This window comes from Streptomyces sp. KPB2, assembly GCF_003950055.1.
GTDB lineage: Bacteria > Actinomycetota > Actinomycetes > Streptomycetales > Streptomycetaceae > Streptomyces > Streptomyces salinarius.
On record NZ_CP034353.1, the window covers coordinates 3600746 to 3615757 of the forward strand.

The 15012-nt window shown below is 73.1% G+C and carries 17 protein-coding genes; 4 read left to right on the forward strand and 13 right to left on the reverse strand.

Going from position 1 to position 15012, the window contains the following annotated elements:
* Nucleotides 1-28 precede the first annotated feature (28 nt).
* From D1J63_RS15830 to D1J63_RS15840, 3 genes are all read right to left on the reverse strand, one after another.
* Nucleotides 29-817 (reverse strand): cation transporter, encoded by a 789-nt coding sequence (locus tag D1J63_RS15830; RefSeq protein ID WP_125635495.1) that lies wholly within the window; start codon nucleotides 815-817, stop codon nucleotides 29-31.
* Nucleotides 818-819: 2 nt separating this feature from the next.
* Complete coding sequence (locus D1J63_RS15835) at nucleotides 820-1155, reverse strand: metalloregulator ArsR/SmtB family transcription factor (protein ID WP_125629368.1); 336 nt, start codon at nucleotides 1153-1155, stop codon at nucleotides 820-822.
* A gap of 111 nt (nucleotides 1156-1266) precedes the next feature.
* The gene (locus tag D1J63_RS15840) at nucleotides 1267-2664 is read right to left on the reverse strand and encodes an NAD(P)-binding domain-containing protein (protein WP_125629370.1); all 1398 of its coding nucleotides are present in this window, start codon (nucleotides 2662-2664) and stop codon (nucleotides 1267-1269) included.
* Between the two features lie 166 nt (nucleotides 2665-2830).
* Between D1J63_RS15840 and D1J63_RS15845 the strand changes: the two genes are divergently transcribed.
* Nucleotides 2831-3196, forward strand: a complete 366-nt coding sequence (locus D1J63_RS15845) for a metalloregulator ArsR/SmtB family transcription factor (RefSeq protein ID WP_125629372.1) — start codon at nucleotides 2831-2833, stop codon at nucleotides 3194-3196.
* 65 nt (nucleotides 3197-3261) lie between these two features.
* On the opposite strand, the gene arsB is transcribed toward D1J63_RS15845, so the two are convergent.
* Together arsB and D1J63_RS15855 are read right to left on the reverse strand one after the other, a co-directional pair.
* On the reverse strand, nucleotides 3262-4371 hold the full coding sequence (arsB, locus tag D1J63_RS15850) for an ACR3 family arsenite efflux transporter (RefSeq protein ID WP_125629374.1): 1110 nt from the start codon (nucleotides 4369-4371) through the stop codon (nucleotides 3262-3264).
* Nucleotides 4368-4676, reverse strand: a complete 309-nt coding sequence (locus tag D1J63_RS15855) for a metalloregulator ArsR/SmtB family transcription factor (RefSeq protein WP_125629376.1) — start codon at nucleotides 4674-4676, stop codon at nucleotides 4368-4370. The genes arsB and D1J63_RS15855 overlap by 4 nt, the downstream gene beginning before the upstream one ends.
* Nucleotides 4677-4771: 95 nt before the next feature.
* Between D1J63_RS15855 and D1J63_RS15860 the strand changes: the two genes are divergently transcribed.
* Both D1J63_RS15860 and D1J63_RS15865 read left to right on the forward strand, forming a co-directional pair.
* Entirely contained in the window at nucleotides 4772-5185 is a 414-nt protein-coding gene (locus D1J63_RS15860) for an arsenate reductase ArsC (protein WP_125635497.1), read from the forward strand.
* A gap of 127 nt (nucleotides 5186-5312) precedes the next feature.
* A complete protein-coding gene (locus tag D1J63_RS15865) occupies nucleotides 5313-5918 on the forward strand; it encodes a dihydrofolate reductase family protein (protein WP_125629378.1) in 606 nt (201 codons plus the stop codon).
* A gap of 45 nt (nucleotides 5919-5963) precedes the next feature.
* Here the strand turns inward: D1J63_RS15865 and D1J63_RS15870 are convergent, their stop codons facing one another.
* From D1J63_RS15870 to D1J63_RS15905, 8 genes are read right to left on the reverse strand one after another with little or no spacing between them, the layout of a single operon-like run.
* Nucleotides 5964-7385, reverse strand: a complete 1422-nt coding sequence (locus D1J63_RS15870; protein WP_125629380.1) for an NADH-quinone oxidoreductase subunit N — start codon at nucleotides 7383-7385, stop codon at nucleotides 5964-5966.
* Entirely contained in the window at nucleotides 7382-8887 is a 1506-nt protein-coding gene (locus D1J63_RS15875; protein WP_125629382.1) for an NADH-quinone oxidoreductase subunit M, read from the reverse strand. Before D1J63_RS15875 ends, D1J63_RS15870 begins: the two co-directional genes overlap by 4 nt.
* A gap of 5 nt (nucleotides 8888-8892) precedes the next feature.
* The gene (locus D1J63_RS15880; RefSeq protein WP_125629384.1) at nucleotides 8893-10764 is read right to left on the reverse strand and encodes a proton-conducting transporter membrane subunit; all 1872 of its coding nucleotides are present in this window, start codon (nucleotides 10762-10764) and stop codon (nucleotides 8893-8895) included.
* On the reverse strand, nucleotides 10761-11066 hold the full coding sequence (locus D1J63_RS15885; protein WP_102930225.1) for an NADH-quinone oxidoreductase subunit K: 306 nt from the start codon (nucleotides 11064-11066) through the stop codon (nucleotides 10761-10763). The genes D1J63_RS15880 and D1J63_RS15885 overlap by 4 nt, the downstream gene beginning before the upstream one ends.
* Complete coding sequence (locus D1J63_RS15890) at nucleotides 11063-11632, reverse strand: NADH-quinone oxidoreductase subunit J (protein WP_125629386.1); 570 nt, start codon at nucleotides 11630-11632, stop codon at nucleotides 11063-11065. Before D1J63_RS15890 ends, D1J63_RS15885 begins: the two co-directional genes overlap by 4 nt.
* Nucleotides 11633-11646: 14 nt before the next feature.
* The gene (locus D1J63_RS15895) at nucleotides 11647-12576 is read right to left on the reverse strand and encodes an NADH-quinone oxidoreductase subunit H (protein ID WP_125629388.1); all 930 of its coding nucleotides are present in this window, start codon (nucleotides 12574-12576) and stop codon (nucleotides 11647-11649) included.
* On the reverse strand, nucleotides 12569-13918 hold the full coding sequence (locus tag D1J63_RS15900; protein ID WP_125629390.1) for a hypothetical protein: 1350 nt from the start codon (nucleotides 13916-13918) through the stop codon (nucleotides 12569-12571). The genes D1J63_RS15895 and D1J63_RS15900 overlap by 8 nt, the downstream gene beginning before the upstream one ends.
* Nucleotides 13909-14259, reverse strand: coding sequence for an NADH-quinone oxidoreductase subunit A (locus D1J63_RS15905; protein WP_125629392.1), 351 nt, complete (start codon nucleotides 14257-14259; stop codon nucleotides 13909-13911). Before D1J63_RS15905 ends, D1J63_RS15900 begins: the two co-directional genes overlap by 10 nt.
* 292 nt (nucleotides 14260-14551) lie before the next feature.
* Here D1J63_RS15905 and D1J63_RS15910 point away from each other — a divergent pair, with 292 nt between their 5' ends.
* Nucleotides 14552-14953 (forward strand): DUF6153 family protein, encoded by a 402-nt coding sequence (locus D1J63_RS15910; protein WP_125629394.1) that lies wholly within the window; start codon nucleotides 14552-14554, stop codon nucleotides 14951-14953.
* The last annotated feature ends 59 nt before the right edge of the window (nucleotides 14954-15012 follow it).

Consider the following 15012-nt stretch of genomic DNA (forward strand, 5'->3'; position numbering starts at 1 on the left):
GAACGTCGTGGGGAGCGGGCCGGGTCGGTCACGGTCCGGCTGACGCCTGAGGGCGGGAAGCTCCCGCACCCTGCCCGGCCTCCGCATCCGTCGTGCAGCAGGTGCAGCCCGGTCGGCAGCCGCACGCGTCCTCCTCGGCGTCGGTCTCGACGGTCCCCGCGCCGAGCGGAGGGGTGGGGGCGCAGCAGCCCTTGCCCTGCCAGGCGTCGCGTCCTTCCTTGACCGCGATGCCGGCGATGACCAGCGCGGCGATCGGGTCGGCCCAGGACCAGCCGAGGGTGGCGTTGAGGACGAGGCCCACCAACAGCACCGCCGAGAGGTACGTGCACAGCAACGTCTGTTTGGAGTCCGCCACCGCCGAGGCGGAACCGAGTTCGCGCCCGGCCTTGCGCTGCGCGGCGGACAGGAACGGCATGATCGCGAGGGAGAGCGCGGCGAGCACGATGCCCGGGACGGAACGCTCGGCCTCGCCGGTTCCGGTCAGTGCCCGGACCGCGTCGACGGTGACGTACGCGGCGAGCGCGAAGAACGACACCGCGATGATCCGGAGCGTCGTCTTCTCCCGGGCCTCCCGCACCGCGTGATCGGCTGCGGAGAACTGCCAGGCGACCGCGGCCGCGGAGGACACCTCGACGACGGAGTCCAGACCGAAGCCGATCAGTGCGGTGGACGAGGCGAGCGTTCCGGCCGTGATGGCGACGACCGCCTCGATGACGTTGTAGGTGATCGTCGCGGCGACCAGCAACCGTATCCGCATCGCCAGGGCTTCTCGTCGGGCCGGAGAAGGGCCGCGGGTTGTGGAGATCTCCACGTCCATGGTCAGCAGCACCCCTTCTCGTCGGCTTCGGCGCACGTGCGGTCGCTCTCCACGGCCACCACGGCGGTGCGCAGGTCGTCCAGCGCGTGGCCGAGTCGTGCGTCGGCCAACTCGTAGCGGGTGCGGCGGCCGTCGGGGACCGTGACGACCAGGCCGCAGTCGCGCAGGCACGCCAGGTGGTTCGACAACCGGGTCCGCGAGACGCCGAGCGCTTCGGCGAGGTCGGCCGGATAGGCGGGGGACTCGCGCAGGGCGAGCAGGATGCGGCAGCGGAGCGGGTCGGCGAGCGCGCGGCCGAAACGGACCAGCACCTCGATGTCCGGGGCAACAGTCAGCACAAAGTGAGAGTACAGGAGATCCTGAATTCAGGGCATCGTGTATCGCGGGGATCGAGGCCGGGGAAGTCCTGGCTGATGCCCCGGCTCACGACCGCGCCGGGCAGCGGCCGGTCACGAGCCGCAGCAGCCGCCCCCCGGCACTTCCTCGGCCGCCGTGCCTGCCGCCGTCGGTGCGACGAGCTTCAGGAGCTGCGGTTCCGGGGCGCCGCAGCATCCGCCGCCCTCGGTCTGCCCGGTGTCCGGGGTGCCGAAGAGGCCCGCGCCACCGCACACTCCGGTCTCCGGGAGGGTGAGTTCGACGCGGTCCGCGGAGTCGAGGTCGCCGGCGATGGCGGCGGCGACGGAGCGGACCTGCTCGTAGCCGGTCATGGCCAGGAAGGTGGGGGCGCGGCCGTAGGACTTCATGCCGACCAGGTAGACGCCCTGCTCGGGGTGGGACAGCTCGCGGTGGCCGTGGGGGTACACGGTGCCGCAGGAGTGCTGGTTGGGATCGATCAGCGGGGCCAGGGCGACCGGGGCCTGGAGGCGTTCGTCCAGGCCCAGGCGCAGCTCGTCCAGGAAGGACAGGTCGGGGCGGAAGCCGGTCAGCACGATCACCTCGTCCACCGGGTCGAGACGGCGGCCGTCCTCACCCACCAGGACGAGGCGGCCGTCGGCGTCGCGCTCGAACGCTTCGGCGCGGAAGCCGGTGACCGCGTCGGCGTGCCCCTTGTCGACGGCGGCCTTCGCGGCGAGGCCGAGGGCGCCGCGGGCGGGCAGCTGGTCGGCGGTGCCGCCGCCGAAGGTGGACCCGGAGATGCCCCGGCGCAGGATCCACACACCCTTCGTCCCCGCGCCGTCGGCGGACTCCGCCAGCTCGGCGAGGTAGGCGAGTGCGGTGAAGGCGGAGGCGCCCGCGCCGATGACGGCCGTACGCCTGCCCGCGTAACGGGCGCGGACGGTGGGGTCCTTCAGGTCCGGTACGCGGTAGGTGATCCGGTCGGCCGCCGCCTTCTCGCCGAGCGCGGGCAGGCCGCTGCCACCGGCCGGAGAGGGCGTGGCCCAGGTGCCGGAGGCGTCGATCACGGCGCGGGCGAGGATGCGCTCCTCACGGCCGTCGGCGTACTCGACGTGCACGACGAACGGCTGCCGCTCCCGGTCGGCGTCCACGATCCGGTCGCGGCCGGCGCGAGAGACACCGGTGACCGCGGCCCCGGTGCGGACCTTGTCGCCGAGGGCGTCCGCGAGCGGCCGCAGGTACCGCTCGGCCCACTCTCCGCCGGAGGGATACGCCGCCGGGTCGGGGCGCGTCCAGCCGCTGGGGGCGAGGAGCTTCTCGGCGGCCGGGTCGACGACCTCGCCCCAGGTGGAGAACAGGCGCACGTGGCTCCACGCACGCACGGCCGCGCCGGCCCGGCCGCCCGCTTCCAGAACGAGGGGCTCGATGCCGCGCTCGACGAGATGCACGGCGGCGGCGAGCCCGACGGGGCCCGCCCCGATGACTACGGCGGGGAGCTGCTGGGTGCTCATGATGCTCGGTCTCCTCAAAAGGCGAAGGGGTCAGCGGGCGACGGGCTCCGGCGGCGGTGAGCGCGGTGCGGGACGGTGGCCACGACGACCCCTTGATTCGATGTCTGTCGATGCCTTGTACGTCTCGGAGCTTGGCACTCGCATCGACGAGTGTCAACATAGACACATGTCGAAATCAGAGACCGTGGAGCTTCCCGTTCTGCCGGACGGCGGCGTCGCGCCGTGCTGCCCGCCGATCACCGCCGGAGAGCTGTCCCGGGCGGACGCGGAGAAGATGGCGGCCATGTTCAAGGCGCTGTCGGACCCGGTGCGCCTGCGCCTGTTCTCCAAGATCGCCTCACACCCGGGCGGGGAGGCGTGCGTGTGCGACATCGCGGACGTCGGCGTGTCCCAGCCGACCGTCTCCCACCACCTGAAGAAGCTGCGCGAGGCCGGTCTGCTGACCTCCGAGCGGCGCGGCACCTGGGTCTACTACCAGGTCGCGCCGTCCGTGGTGGCGGCCATGGCCGCGATGCTCGACCTGCGCGGCTGACGGCCGCCCGAGCCGGGCCGCCCGAGCCGGGCCGCCGGAGGCCACCACCACTTCCGCGCGCTACGTCACGGCGCCGTCGTCACCGCGCCGGCGGCGAACTTCCTTCGCCAGGCCAGTGCGACGTGGACCAGGCCGATCAGCACCGGGACTTCGATGAGCGGGCCGACCACACCGGACAGGGCCTGACCGGAGGCGACGCCGAAGGTGGCGATGGCGACCGCGATGGCCAGCTCGAAGTTGTTGCCCGCCGCGGTGAACGCCAGCGTGGTGGTGCGGTCGTAGGCGAGCCCAAGGCCCTTGCCGAGGAGGAAGGTGCCGAAGAACATGACCGCGAAGTACACCAGCAGCGGCAGCGCGATGCGGGCGACGTCCAGGGGCTGGGAGGTGATGGTCCCGCCCTGCAGGGCGAAGAGGATGACGATCGTGAACAGCAGTCCGTACAGCGCCCACGGCCCGATCCTCGGCAGGAAGCGCTGTTCGTAGCCCTCGCGGCCCATCTTCCGCTCGCCGATCCGGCGGGTCAGGAAGCCGGCCAGCAGCGGGACGCCAAGGAAGACGACCACGTTCAGGGCGATCTTCCACATCGAGACGTCCAGGTGCTCTCCGTCGCCGAGGCCGAGCCAGCCGGGCAGCAGGTCGAGGTAGAACCAGCCCAGCAGGCCGAACGCCAGGACCTGGAAGACCGAGTTCAGCGCGACGAGCACGGCCGCGGCCTCCCGGTCGCCGCAGGCGAGGTCGTTCCAGATGATCACCATGGCGATGCAGCGGGCCAGGCCGACGATGATCAGGCCGGTGCGGTACTCGGGCAGGTCCGGCAGGAAGATCCACGCCAGGGCGAACATCACCGCGGGTCCGAGGATCCAGTTGACGGCCAGGGAGGAGATCATCAGCTTCCGGTCGCCGGTGACGGCGTCCAGCCGGTCGTAGCGGACCTTGGCGAGGACCGGGTACATCATGATCAGCAGGCCGAGCGCGATCGGCAGGGAGACACCGCCGACCTCCACCTTCGCCAGCACGTCGTTCAGCCCGGGAACGGCACGTCCGAGCCCGAGGCCGACGGCCATGGCGAGGAGGATCCACACCGCCAGGTAGCGGTCGAGGGTGGAGAGCTTCCGAACGATCGAGTCGTCGCCGCCCCCGGTCCGCGCGGAGGTGGCGGGCTCGGTGGAGGTCACGGGCAGGCCCTCTTGTTCTCGGCGGCGGTGCGGGCGGAGGCGGCGAGTTCGGCGAACTGCTCGGACAGGCCGGCCAGGACCTCGGGCTTGAGCTTGTAGTACGTGTAGCGGCCGCAGGGCTCGGTCTCCACGAGCCCGGCCTCACGCAGCACCTTCATGTGGTTGGAGAGGTTGGTCTGCTTGGCTCCGGTCTCCTCGACCAGGTGCGTCGTGCAGAGCGTCTCGCGCGCCAGGAGGGTCACGATCCGAAGGCGGAGCGGATCGCCCAGCACCCGGATCAGGTCAGGGTCGACTGAAGTCAGCATGCACTGATACTTTCACATCACCTCTCACTGATATCAGTGAGGGCTGAAGTCATCGGCGGCCGGGTTCCGCCGTGCGACGAGAGAGAACCACCACCATGGCCGACAAGCCGTCCGTCCTGTTCGTGTGCGTCCACAACGCCGGCCGCTCCCAGATGGCCGCCGCGTGGCTGACCCACCTGGCCGGCGACCGCGTCGAGGTCCGCTCCGCCGGCTCCGCTCCCGGCGACCGGGTCAACCCGGCCGCCGTCGCGGCCATGGCCGAGGTCGGCATCGACATCTCCGAGGAGACACCGAAGATCCTCACCGTCGACGCGGTGAAGGAGTCGGACGTCTGCATCACCATGGGCTGCGGCGACACCTGCCCGGTCTTCCCCGGCAAGCGCTACCTGGACTGGGAGTTGGCGGACCCGGCCGGCCAGGGCATCGAGGCCGTCCGCCCCATCCGCGACGCGATCAGGGCCCGCGTCGAGTCCCTCGTCGCCGAGATCGACGAGAAGCGGGAGGCGTGACGCCGCGCCGGGAAGGGGCCGATCGGCCGGAGTGGCCGGGTTTTCGCGTTGCTCCGCAGCGCGGCCGATGAGTTTGTGGCCTCCGGGCGGTCCAAGCTCGTGACACACCCGAGGAAAGGACGCCGCCATGTCGGAGCTTCTCGTCGACTTCATCACGTCACTCGACGGCTGTGCGTCGGGTCAGGGATGGCCCGGTTTCTGGGGGATGGAGAGCCCGGAGTACCTCGCGTGGCTCGGTGAGCAGCCCGAGGTCACCTATCTGATGGGGGCGAACACCTACCGCCTGATGTCGGGCTTCGCCGCGGGCGGCGTCCCGAGCGGCCAGGACGAGTTCAGGCCCGAGGAGGAGGCTTCCGTCGACGAGCTCACGCGGGCGTCCAAGGTGGTGTTCTCCTCCTCGCTCGAGGCGCCGCTGACGTGGGCCAACTCCACGCTCGTCCGCGACGACGCCGTCGAGGCGGTGCGGGCGATGAAGTCGGGCGGCTCGGGGCTCCTCAGCACGATCGGCAGCCTCAGCCTGTGCCGGTCCCTGCTGCGGGCCGGACTCGTCGACCGCTTCCGGGTCGTGATGTTCCCGGTGATCACCGGGGCCACGGGCGAGGAACGCATCTACGACGGCTATCCGGACGTCGCCCTCACGATGACCGGGCACCGTACTTTCGACAAGGGCATCCAGTTGGTCGAGTACCGGCCCCGTGTGCTGGAGCACCCGCCGCTCGGCGCACCCGCGTGACGTCGCCCGGCGGCTTCGGGCGGAGCCGCCGTACCCGAGCGCCCCTCATCGCAGCAGTGGTCCCTCGGCGACGGTGAGGACGACCTGTCCGGCGATGCCGAGGGTGAGGGAGAGCACGGCCGCGCCGTAGGCGGTGGCGGTGGGCCAGCGGGCCGACAGGGTGGGTGTGCCGGCGGGTGACGTGCCGGTGGGGAGGAACAGCGGGCCGATCCAGCGCAGGTAGTAGAAGAGCGAGGCGACGGTGTTGGCGACGGCCAGGGCGGCGAGCCAGGTGTAGCCGCCGTCGATGGTCGCGCTGAAGATCTCCAGCTTGCCGAGGAAGACACCGGTGGGCGGCGTGCCGACCAGACCCAGCAGACAGACGACGAGTACGGCGGTGAGGTCCGGGCGGTGCCGGGCGAGGCCCCGGTAGTCGTCGAGGGTGCGGGCCCGCGGCAGTGCCGTGACGACGGCGAAGGCGCCGAGGTTGGTGACGGCGTAGGCGGCCAGGTAGACCAGCAGGCTCCGCTGGGCGGCGTCGCTGCGGGTGGTGACCGCCAACGCCATGAGGAGGTAACCGACCTGGCTGATCGTGGAGTAGGCGAGCAGGCGTTTGACCGAGGTCTGGAAGAACGCCGCGAGGTTGCCCAGCGACATGGTGACCGCGGCCAGGATCGCCATCAGCAGCGAGGTGTTGACGTCGCTGTCGGCGAGCGTCTGGTGCAGCAGTCGGTAACCGGCGATCAGACCGCCGATCTTGGGCAGCGTGGTGACGTACGCGGCGACGGGGGCCGGGGCCCCGTCGGTGACGTCGGGCACCCAGAAGTGGGCCGGCACCCCGCCGATCTTGAAGAGCAGGCCGGCCAGGACACCGACGAGCCCGACGGCGACGAGTCCGTAGGGGGCGGAGGGCAGGGCCGCGGCGAGCGTGCCGTAGTGGGTGGTGTGACCGGCGGCGTAGAGGAGCGCGGTGCCGGCGAGCATGGTGATGCCCAGCAGGGCGCCCATCAGGTAGTACTTCAGGGCCGCCTCGGTGCCGGGGGCGTCCTTCGCGAACCCGGCGAGTGTGTAGGCCGGGACGCCGGTCAGCAGGTAGGCGGCGAACAGCATCAGCAGGTCGTTCGCGCCGACGAGGGCGAGGGTGCCCGCGCCGGTCATCAGGAGCAGTACCCAGTACTCGGTCTCGCGTGGGTGGTCCCGCACGGTCTCCACGGACATGCCGATGATCAGCAGCAGGGCGGCGAGGACGACCAGCCGGCCGACGTCGGTGGCGGTGTCGACGGCGAACGCGGCGGAGAACACGGTCTGTTCCCGGTCCGTGGCCATGGTGACGGCGGTGGCCGCCAGCCCGGTCGCGCAGGCGGCGGCCGCGAGGGCCGCGACGAGCCACTGACGGCGCCGGGGCAGCCAGGAGCCGGCGAGCAGGCCGACGACGGCGGCACCGAGGAGGGCGAGTTCGGTGACGAGTGCGGCGAGGTTCTCGTTCACCGTGCCACCAGGCCGGTCAGGGTGCGCCCGGCCGGCTCGATGACGTCCAGCAGCCCGCGCGGCGCGACGCCGATCACCAGGGCGACCGCCAGCAGCGGCACCGTGGACAGCGCCTCGGTGGTTCTCAGGTCCCGGATGCCGCCGGTGGGGATGGTCTCGGGCAGGCGCGCGGTGCCGAGGAACATGCGCCGCAGCGCGATCAGGAACAGGGCCGTGGTGATCAGGATGCCGGTCACGGAGAGGGCGGTGGCGACGGCCTGGGAGGCCAGGCTGCCGGCGAAGATCTGGAATTCGGCGATGAACCCGGAGAAGCCGGGAATGCCGAGACTGGCGAACGCGGCGACGGCGGTGACCGCCGCGAACCGCGGGGTGTGGGCGGCCAGCCCGGAGTAGGCGTCCATCTCGTATGTCCGGCCCCGGTCGTGGAGGACGCCGCTGAGCAGGAACAGGGCTCCGGTGATCAGGCCGTGACTGACCATCTGGGTGACCGCCCCGGTCACCGCCAGGGAGCGGGCCCGGGCGTCGGTGCCGGCGAGCGTCCCGGCCGCGCCGACGGCGAGGACGATGTAGCCCATGTGGTTGACCGACGTGTAGGCGATCATGCGTTTGAAGTCCGTCTGCGCCAACGCCACCAGGGCCCCGTAGACGACGGACACGGCGCCGACGACCACGACGACGAGGGCGTAGTGGCGCCAGCTGCCGGGCAGCAACGGCATGGCGATGCGCACGAACCCGTAGGTGCCCATCTTCAACAGGACTCCGGCGAGGATCGCCGAGCCGGTGGCGGGCGCGTCGGTGTGGGCGGGCGGCAGCCAGGTGTGGAACGGCACGGTCGGGGTCTTGACCGCGAGTCCGACGCCGACGGCCAGCAGCACCAGACCGGCGTACGGGCCGCGCCCGGCCAGGGGGTTGGCGCGGGTGAGGTCGACGATGTCGAAGGTGTGCGGGTCGGCGGCCAGGTAGAGCCCGATGAAGCCGAGCAGGAGGGCCAGGGAGCCGGTGAAGGTGTAGAGGAAGAACCTCAGCGCGGCGGCGCGGGCGCGTTCGCCGTGTCCCCAGCCCGCGATGACGAAGAACATGCCGACGATCGAGAGGTCGAAGAAGACGAAGAAGAGGATGAGGTCGAGGGCGACGAACAGGCCGACGCTGACGGACTGCAGGAACAGGAAGAGGCAGACGTAGGGGCGCACCCGCCGCCTCTCGCGCAGGGAGTGGACGGCCACGGCCAGGAAGAGCAGGCAGGTCAGGGCGACCAGGGGGAGGGACAGGCCGTCGACGCCCACGTGGTAGCCGACGCCGGCGCTCGGGATCCAGCTCGCCCGCTGCTCGTACTGCATGCCGCCGTGTGGTTCGTAGCCGGCCCACACCACGGTGACCAGGGCGAGGTCGGCGGTGGCCGTGGCGATCCACAGCCAGACGCAGGCCCGGTCGGGCACCGTGCGCGGCAGGAACGGGAGCACCGCGCATGCCAGCAGCGGCAGGAACGTGACGACGCTCAGCACAGGGGCTACCTCACCAACAGGACGATCAGGACGAGCACGAGGAAGCCGACGGCGGCCTGGGCGTAGTACTGGTGCAGCAGCCCGGTCTGGGGGTGGCGCGCCCAACGGCCCAGGCGGCGCAGACTGGCGGCGACCGCGCGGACGGCGCCGTCGATGCCGCCGTCGTCCAGGCGGCGCGCGAGCCGGGCCGTCGCGAGGCCGCCGCGAGCGGTCCGCCGTACGGCTCCGTCGACGACGCGGTCGTCGAAGGCGGCCAGCGTCCGGGCCAGGCCCAGCACCGGGCGCGCCACGACGGTCCGCGCGGCCTGCTCCAGGTACAGCCACCCGTGGGCCGCGCGTGCGGCGGCGCGCGGTACGGGTACCGGGCCGGACGCGCACCGCCAGGCCAGGCCGGCGGCGGCGAACGCCACGCCGGCGGACAGCCCGAGCTCCCACGGCGCGGGGAACGGCTCGCCCCGGGCGCCGACCAGCCGCTTCAGCCAGGACGCCGGTCCCGGCAGGGCCAGTACGCCCAGCACCGCCGCGGCGAGGGTGAGGGCGAAGAGGGGGGCCGATGCCGTACGGGCGACGCGGCGGGTGCCGCGCTGCTCGGTGTCGTAGCCGGCCTGCGGGGTCTCGGGGAGGGGACGGGTGACGTACCGGACGGCCTTGACGCTGTAGACGGCGGCGACGGCGGCTGCCGCGAGGCCCACCGCGTACAGCGCGGTTCCCCCGGTACGGGCGGCGGCGAGGACCTCGTCCTTGGCCGCCCACAGGGACAGCGGCGGCAGCCCGGCCAGCGTGAGCGCGCCGACGGTGAAGGCCGCGCCGACCGGCCGGTACCGGCAGGCCGCACCGCGCAGCGCCGGGAGTTGCCTGGTGCCCAGCGCGGTCAGCCACGCCCCGGCGGCGAGGAACAGACCCGACTTGGTGGCGGCGTGTGCGACGAGTTGCGTGGTGCCCCCGGCGACGCCGCCGCTGCCCGCGGCCAGCACCATGAAGCCGATCTGGGCGGAGGTGGAGGCCGCGAGGAGCTGCTTGAGGTCGGTCTGGGCGACCCCGACCAGCCCCAGGGCCAGGGCGGTGACCGCGCCGGCCCAGGCGACCGCGGGACCGGCCCAGCGCGTGGCGTCCAGCAGCGGGACCAGCCGCAGCAGCAGGTAGGCGCCGGCGGCGACCATCGTCGCCGAGTGGAGCAGCGCGGACACCGGGCTCGGGCCCTGCATGGCGCGCGAAAGCCAGAAGGAGAAGGGCAGTTGGGCGGACTTGCCCAGGGCGGCGACGACGATGCCGGCGGTCGCGACGTGCAGCCACGGCGACGCGGCGTTCGGCAGGGCGTCCAGGCGCAGCGAGCCGACGCCGCCGGCCACGGCGGCGCCGGCCGCCAGGTACAGGCCGAGGTCGGCGGCGCGGGTGGTGAGGAACGCGACGTCGGCGGCCTCCGCACGTTCGGGTCGCCGCCACCGGTAGCCGATCAGGGCCCAGCTGGCGGCGCCCATCACCTCCCAGGCCATCAGCAGCAGCGGCAGGGTCGTCGCGGTGACGGTCACGAGCATGGCACCGGCGAAGAGCAGCATCAGCCCGAAGAACCGCCCCCGGTTCTCGTCGGCGGCGAACTCTCCCGCCGCGAAGACCAGGACGGCGAGGGTGACCGCGGCGACGGTCACCACCATCACCGCCGACAGGCCGTCCACCGCCAGTCCCGCCTCCATCCCGGCGAACAGGGGCGCGCTCGCGGCCGGGCGGGTCACCGCGGCGGCGATCGCGGCGCCGAGCACGACCGCGGCGACCGCCGCACCCAGGGCGGGGACCAGCCGGTTGCGGCGAGGTCCCGTCAGGGCGAGCACCGCCCCCGCGCCGAGGGGGAGAGCGATCAGCAGCCAGAGCACCGCGCTCATCCCTTCAGGTCCTCGGCCATGTCGGTCATGTCGACCCGGCGGGCCCGGTAGATCGCGGTGGTGACGGCGAAGCCCATGGCCATCTCCACCGCCATCGCCACCACGGCCGCCACGATCACCACCTGGCCGCTGCCGGCGGCGGGGGCGAGGAAGTGCCAGAAGTCGGCGGCGGCGACGATCACCCCGCCGATCATCAGCTCGATCCCCATCATGATCATCACGATGGACTGCTGGGAGAGGGCGCCGAAGAGGCCCGTCGAGAAGAGGCCGGCGGCGAGGACCAGCAGGAGTTCGAACGTCATCGGCCCACTCCCCCGCCGGCCGGGTCCTGCGCGGGCCGCTGGTCGAGGTCGTCCCCGAAACGGTCGTACCGTCCGCGGCGGGTGGCGAGGACGGTGGCGCCCACCATGGTGGCCAGGAGGACGAATCCGAGGGTGACCATGGTCAGCATCTGGTCGCCCATCAACGACATGCCGACCTGGACCGTGGTGTCCCCCGGCCGCGCTCCCGTGCGCTCCGGCCACGGAACCAGGAAGATCCCCCCGACCAGGGCGGCGAACACGAGACCGCTGACGACCAGTGAGCCGCGTTTGTTGTGCAGCATCGACATCGGCATCAGACCGGCCGGGTTCATCATGTACGCGATCATGAACACGGCCATGATCACCATCTCCATGACCATCATCAGCACGATCACCACGCCGAGATACGGAAGCCCCAGCACGGTCACCACGCCGCCGACGCACACCAGGGAGGCGAGGAGGGCGAAGGTGACCCGGGCCATGGAGTTCAGGGTGAACACCAGGACACCGCCGAGGAGGGCGAGCACGCCCAGTACCCACAGGAGCACCGTGCTCGTCGTGCCCATGGCGCGTTCCTTTCCTAACGGCCGAGACCGACCAGGGCCGGGGCCAGGGTCTGGAGGACGGACAGGGGGAGGAGCACCACCCAGGCCAGTTCGACGTACCGGTCGGCGCGGACCACGGGCAGCCGCCGCAGCAGCCACACCAGCGCCGCCAGTACGAGCAGCGTCTTGACCAGCGACCACGCCCACGGCGGCAGCCCCGGCCCGGTGCCACCGCCCAGGAACAGCGGCACCGCCATCGCCGCCCCCGCCGCCAGCCACAGCCACCGTCCGGCCTCCAGCAGCAGCCGGTCCACCCCGCTCGTCTCCCCCAGCACGCCCCCGGCGACGTCGCGTCCGGCCGGATACGCGAACGGGCCGAGGAAGCCGAAGGCGAGCACGCCCGCCAGATAGACGACGAAGGCGAACGGCATCCACACCGCGTACCACAGCCCGTGCTGGGCGCCGGCGATGTCGGTCACCCGCAGGGACCGGGCACCGGTGGCCGTCGAGATCAGCGCGAACATCAGCGGCAGCTCGTAGGCCAGGCCCTGGGCGAGGAAGCGGTAGCCGCCGACCAGGGAGAACGCGGCGTTCGGGCCCCAGCCGGCCAGCCACAGCCCGGCCCAGGTGAGCACCTCCATGGCGTTGAACCACACCACTCCGACCGACAGATCGGCGACGACGTGGTCGCCGAACGGGATGACCAGCGTGGACAGCACCGCGGCCACCGGCACGGTGATCACGCCCGCCCGCCACAGCAAGCGGTCCGACGCGGGCAACCGCCGGGGCTGCGCCAGCAGCGCCCGCGGCACGGCGAGAAGCGGCCGGACGACGGTGCCGACGGTGACCGGACGCCCCGCGCTCCGGGCGTCGAGTGCCGCGTCGGCCGCCACGGCCGCCACCGCGAAACCCAGCAGCAGCGCCGGGGCGGCCGGCAGCGCCCACCACGTCCCCGCCTCAGCCACGGGCCACCGCCGGCCGGCCCGCGGCGAGTTCGTCCGGGTCCGGGTCGAGACTGGCGACGACGAGGCGGGCCGCGCCCAACTCGGCCCCCACCAGCAGCCGGGGAAGCAGCAGCGCCAGGGCGGCCGACGGCGGGCGTTCGGCGTCCCACCGGCCGCGCGGACTCTCCCGCGCGTCCGGATCGAGGAGGCCGGTCGCCTCCAACTGCCGTACCGCGTCCACGACCTCGGTGAGCCATTGGCGGTAGCGGGCCGGTACGTCCCCGCCCGCCGCCCGTACGGCGGGACCGGTGACGCCGGCGGCTCGGGCGTCGGCCGCGCTCAGCAGGCCGAGGCCGCGCGTCAGCCAGTACAGGGTCCGCGACCGCCCGACCCGCCGGGCGAAGCGCTCCACCCGGGGCAGGACCGAGGAGGAGGGCGCCCCGTCCAGCAGATCGTCGCGCAGTCGCCGGGCCGTCACCGCCTCGGCGGGCCATCCCGCCACCGACAGCAGCCGGCCGAGGCTGTCCAGGTGCGCCGCCGCCCGCCGCCGGGCGGCCTCCCCCACGCCCACCGGCTCGCCCGCGGCGGCCCGGATCCACGGCCGGCTCCAGAAGGGGTCGCCCGGCCCGCCGGCCGCCGGCTCGTCGAGGTCGGCCCGCTGGACGACGTCGCCCTGCAGCACCACACGGAGGGTCAGACCGGCGGGCCAGTCGGACAGGAACGGTCCCAACGGCACGTGCAGACGGTCCAGCGTCAGACCGTCGCGGTCCTCCCCCGGCCCGGCCATGGGCAGTCCGCCCGGCATCTCCATGCCGCCGTGACCGTGACCGTCGTGACCGTGATCGCCGTGGTCACCGGTGTGGCCGTGACCGCCGTGGTCACCGGCGTGGTCGGCGTCGCTGTCCTCGTGATCCGAGACGCCACTCTCGTCGTGCTCGCCCTCGTGGGCGTCGTCCTGCGGACCGGCCTCGCGGTGCCGGGCGTGTTCACCGCCTTCGACGTCGTCCGTGTCCTCCTCCCGGCGGGCCCGTACGCCTTCTCCGTCCGGCCCGCCCGGTACGCCGAGCCGGGTCCGGCCGGCGTCGAGAACCGACGCCACGTCGTCCGCCGTCACGGCCCGCACGCGCACACACGGTCGGGGCATGTCCCGCCACAACCGCTCCAGCGCCGGGTCCCACCGCGCGCAGTCGGGGCCCGCCACCAGCATCAGGTCGGCCCCGGCCGGGGTCGACGCCGAGGGCCAGTCCCGCGACCGCAGCTCCCTCTCGGCAACCAGCCGCGCCGCCGTGCCGCCCGGCGTGGTCACCAGCAGGACGCGGGGCCGGCGGGCCGCCGCGCGAGTGAGGACGGCGCTCAGGCCCACCGCAGCGCTCCTTCCCGCCACGCGTAGACGACGCCGGCGAGCAGGACGGCGAGGAAGACGAACATCTCGATCACCGCGCTGGGCCCCATGACGGAGATCACGAGCGTCCACGGGTACATGAAGACCATCTCCATGTCGAAGGCGAGGAAGAGCATCGTCACCGTGTACCAGCGCACGTGGAAACGACTCACCGCGTGTTCCGCCGGCTCCAGGCCCGACCCGAACGGCTGCGCGGGCAGCGGACCGGCGGGGATCCGAAACGCCCGGGCGGCTCCGTAGGCTCCGGCCACCGCCAGCAGGGCCAGGCCCAGCAGGGACAGCGCGGCGGTGAAGCCGCTCACCGGAAGCCACCACCCGGGAGGCCCGTCCCACTCCGCGTCGTACACATCTGCCGCTCCGTTCCCGTCCGTGCCGGAAGCGTGGGGGTACCCCGGGGAGGCATAGGCAGTCCCGAAGGGCGCGAGTCGCAACGCGGCGTGGGCCCGGAGACGGCGGTCGGCACGCCCGGTCACCCGGCGTCGAGCGCTACGGCCACGGTGCCCGACGCCCGTCCGCCCCGCGAGGCGGCCGCGGCCATCGGTGCCCCGCTCGGTGTGCCCGGGCGCTCCCGCGAGGCGCCCGTACGATGGGGGCGTGACCAGGAGCAACCGATCGAGCAGCCGCCCCGCCGGGCGGCTGTTCCCGCTGCTGGTGATGGCGGTACTGGCCGGTGTGCTGGGCATGCACGGCCTCGCCCCCGGGGCGACGTCGGCGGTGCAGAAGGGCGCGGGCCACGCGATGGCGGCGGTCGCGGCGGAGGGTGTTCCGCACGCGGGCGGGGGATGCGCGCACCCGGATGGCGGATCGGGCCATCCGGATCACGCCGACGGGACATGTGCGGCCGCCGGAATCGGGTCGGCGTACGCGCCGCCCGCGCTGACCGGCGCCCTGCTGGACGCGCCGCCCGCCCTCGCCCCCGCCGCGGCGACGCCCGGGGCGCCGCACGACGGCCGGGCCCCGCCCGACCTGTCCGAGCTGCAACTCCTGCGGATATAGAGCGGCCCGCCCGGTACCCCTTCACCCGGTGTCTCCCGGTGACGGGTGCCGTGCCTTCG

What these genes read in the sequence shown, in the direction of transcription:
- D1J63_RS15885 (WP_102930225.1), bottom strand. Translation starts at nt 11,066, where the DNA reads ATGACGTTCGAACTCCTGCTGGTCCTCGCCGCCGGCCTCTTCTCGACG.
- D1J63_RS15890 (WP_125629386.1), bottom strand. Translation starts at nt 11,632, where the DNA reads ATGGGCACGACGAGCACGGTGCTCCTGTGGGTACTGGGCGTGCTCGCC.
- D1J63_RS15855 (WP_125629376.1), bottom strand. Translation starts at nt 4,676, where the DNA reads ATGCTGACTTCAGTCGACCCTGACCTGATCCGGGTGCTGGGCGATCCG.
- D1J63_RS15860 (WP_125635497.1), top strand. Translation starts at nt 4,772, where the DNA reads ATGGCCGACAAGCCGTCCGTCCTGTTCGTGTGCGTCCACAACGCCGGC.
- D1J63_RS15840 (WP_125629370.1), bottom strand. Translation starts at nt 2,664, where the DNA reads ATGAGCACCCAGCAGCTCCCCGCCGTAGTCATCGGGGCGGGCCCCGTC.
- D1J63_RS15865 (WP_125629378.1), top strand. Translation starts at nt 5,313, where the DNA reads ATGTCGGAGCTTCTCGTCGACTTCATCACGTCACTCGACGGCTGTGCG.
- D1J63_RS15880 (WP_125629384.1), bottom strand. Translation starts at nt 10,764, where the DNA reads ATGAGCGCGGTGCTCTGGCTGCTGATCGCTCTCCCCCTCGGCGCGGGG.
- D1J63_RS15845 (WP_125629372.1), top strand. Translation starts at nt 2,831, where the DNA reads ATGTCGAAATCAGAGACCGTGGAGCTTCCCGTTCTGCCGGACGGCGGC.
- D1J63_RS15830 (WP_125635495.1), bottom strand. Translation starts at nt 817, where the DNA reads ATGGACGTGGAGATCTCCACAACCCGCGGCCCTTCTCCGGCCCGACGA.